Genomic DNA, 2,805 nt, shown 5'->3' with positions numbered 1-2,805 from the left:
TGTTGAAGGAGCTGCCAGATTTGGGTGTTCGTCAGACCGGCGAGGCCGGGCGCATCAGCCAGGATGCCGGGTTCGGCGATGAGCCGGCCGGGGACGGGGGCGTCGGCGAAGCAAGCGAGGAGGCGCAGCAGCGGTCTGGCTTGCGGCATGTCCCGGCTTTTGAGCAGGTCGAGCGAGCGTTCCCAGGTGTCGTTGACCAGGGCGAGCAGCGTCGCCTCGCTGCCCGGCGCGGCGGGTGCCGTGTCGAGCGTGGTGGTGTATTCGGTGAAGGTGTGGATGGTGTCCGGTCCAGTGGACCAGGGCGGGATCATGGCGGCGTTGCGGAGGTACGCGCCTGCGGTACGCAGGGCCAGCGGGAGCCCGCCGAGCCGGGCGGTCAGGTGGGCCGCATCGGCCGGGGTTCCGGCGGCGGAGCCGGCAAGTTCGGTGAGGATCTGGGCGCCGTCCGCGGCCAGCAGGTTAGTGATGTGGTGCGAGATGATCCAGTCAGTAGCCCAGGTGACCGCGGTACGGTCCCGACTGGTGACGACGAGCATGCCGGATGCCGGAGTCGGGCGAAGCCAGCCGTTGGCGTCGGTGATGGCGCCGCCGGGCGGTCCGAGAACATGGTCCGGGTCGTCGGCATTGTCCAGGACGAGCAGCCACGGCGTCGTCTGCATGGTCAGGTGCCGCCAGAGCAGGTCGGGCAGGCTGGAATGAGCGAGCACACCGGGATCGGCGCCGAGGTAGACGGCCAGGGCGCGCATGCCGTCGGTGAGGAGGTCTGCGGTAGCGGCGCTGATCCACCACGCTGGCCCGCCGGTGCGTACGGCGTGGCGGACCAGTTCCCGGGCCACGGTCGTCTTCCCGCACCCGCCCATGCCGACCAGTACCCGCACACGAGGCAGACGGGCCGGGTCGTCGTACACATCGCGCAGTTCGCGGAGCAGGTCGTCGCGGCCCCGGACGGTCGGCTCGGCCGGACCGCGGCCGGTCGGCGGGCTCAGCGGTGCTAACAGCGCCCGTCGAGCCGCCTCCGTGGTGATCGTGACGTTGCCGCTGGCTGCGATTGCCAGCGACCCGCGGTCGGCGTGGACGTCCTGCGTGATCCGAGCCGGCTCGGGGACGGGTTTACTCATCGTGTCTGGCTAGCGCTGTCAACGGTTCACGTCGCGGCCGGCCTGGATGACGGTGCTGCCGCGGTCGGCGCGGGCGTGTTGCGTGATCGTCGTGCCGGCAACGGGCGTGGGGAGTTGGGCTGCGACCTCGTCCACGAGGGCTTGGAACGCGGCGGCCAGGTCCGGGTCGGTGCGCAGCCGGGCCTTCAGGGCACCGCGCAGTTCGCCGAGGGCTTCGCCGGCCGCGTGGTCGCCGTCGGCGTGGTCGATCGCGGCGCGGGCCTCGTCGAGCTCGGCCAGGGCCTGTTCCTCGAGCGTGGCGTCGCCGTTGCCGAACAGCCGCCCCAGCCGGCCCCGGACCGCGGGCCACACATCGGCGGCCATTGCCGCCACGATGGTCGCGGCGCCGTTCTGCGCCAGCGCAACAAGATCGAATGGCATCGGGATATCCTCCGAATCGGTGGGCATTTCCAGCGTCAGGCGAGGGCATTCCGGGATTCGAAAAGTCGCGCCACTCCAGGCTGGATTATTGACGCCACCAGTTGTACTCCTGCGGCACAATGACCGCCATGTCCACCCCGCACGGCGGCGCTATCCAGCAACGGCAGGCCGGCACCGCCGATCGCGGCGGCCAGGTCTGGCAGGCAGGCCGCGACTACATCGACAAGCAATTCATTCTTTCCGGTGAATCCGGGGGTGATAGTCCGGCATACGACATCACGCCCCCGATGGACCTGATCGACCACGCCGTCCACGGTCGCGACGAAAGCATTGATCATCTCCACGAGGCGGTGATGGCCGGAAACGGGCAAGTGCACATCGTCGCGGGCATGGGTGGATGCGGCAAGACCACTGTCGCACTGGAGATCGCGCGCCGGGCCGGGACGCGTATGCCGGTGTGGTGGGTCTCCGCCGCCACCCCCGACACGCTCAGCAACGGCCTACGCCAGGTCGCGCTGACGCTGGGCGCCGCCACCACACGTGTGTCCGTCGCGTGGGAGTCGGCCGACACGGCGGTCGACCTGTTCGCCACCGCCCTGCTCGCCACGGCCGGGCCGTTCCTGCTCATCGTCGACAACGCCGACGACCCGGCCATGCTCGGCCGCCACGGCAGCCCGCCCGGCACCGGCACCGGATGGCTACGCTCCGGTAGCCGTGGGACCGTCCTGGTCACCACCCGCGACATCCGGCAGAGCACCTGGGGCGCCTGGATCGTCCACACGCTCAGACCGTTGCCCGACGACCACGGCGCCCGCATTCTCACGGACCTGGCCCCGTCGGCCGCCGGCACCGAGGCAGACGCCCGGCGCCTGGCGCACCGGCTGGGCGGCCTCCCGCTCGCTCTTCACCTGGCCGGCACCTATCTGCGCAGCACCGCCGGTGCCGCCCCGTGGCCGGGCATCATCCGCCGGTACAACGACTACCGGACTGCTCTCGACACCCATCCCGTCGCGGCGCTGGATCGCAAACCCCTCGGCAGCCTCCCCGCCGCCCGCGAGCCCCGCCAGGTCATGACCGCTACCTGGGAGATCTCCCTCAACCTCCTGACCGGGCAGGGCATGCCGCTGGCCCGGCCGATCCTGCGGCTGCTCGCCTGCTACGCCGACGCGCCCCTGCCCTACTTCGCCCTCCTCGACCCCGCCATCCTGAGCACCTCGGCGCTGTTCTGCGGCTGCGACCAGCAACAGCTCGCCGAAGCCATCCACGG

4 protein-coding genes are annotated in these 2,805 nt (G+C 70.9%); 1 reads left to right on the top strand and 3 read right to left on the bottom strand.

Annotated features, from left to right (window positions below):
* From Dsi01nite_RS56725 to Dsi01nite_RS56715, 3 genes are all read right to left on the bottom strand, one after another.
* Positions 1-1,118 (bottom strand): AAA family ATPase (locus Dsi01nite_RS56725; RefSeq protein WP_203854856.1); only part of this gene is annotated, 1,118 nt, incomplete at its 3' end.
* Between the two features lie 18 nt (positions 1,119-1,136).
* Positions 1,137-1,538 carry a hypothetical protein gene (locus Dsi01nite_RS56720; RefSeq protein ID WP_203854855.1) on the bottom strand — a complete coding sequence of 134 codons (402 nt, stop codon included), beginning with the start codon at positions 1,536-1,538 and terminating at the stop codon, positions 1,137-1,139.
* 35 nt (positions 1,539-1,573) lie between these two features.
* A complete protein-coding gene (locus Dsi01nite_RS56715) occupies positions 1,574-1,882 on the bottom strand; it encodes a hypothetical protein (protein WP_203854854.1) in 309 nt (102 codons plus the stop codon).
* Here Dsi01nite_RS56715 and Dsi01nite_RS56710 point away from each other — a divergent pair.
* On the top strand, positions 1,826-2,805 hold a 980-nt coding region (locus Dsi01nite_RS56710), incomplete at its 3' end, for an AAA family ATPase (protein WP_308442160.1). The two genes, Dsi01nite_RS56715 and Dsi01nite_RS56710, sit on opposite strands and share 57 nt — an antisense overlap.

This window comes from Dactylosporangium siamense (genome assembly GCF_016862795.1).
In the GTDB taxonomy this organism is placed as follows: Bacteria; Actinomycetota; Actinomycetes; order Mycobacteriales; family Micromonosporaceae; genus Dactylosporangium; species Dactylosporangium siamense.
This window is presented reverse-complemented; position numbering and strand designations above follow the sequence as displayed.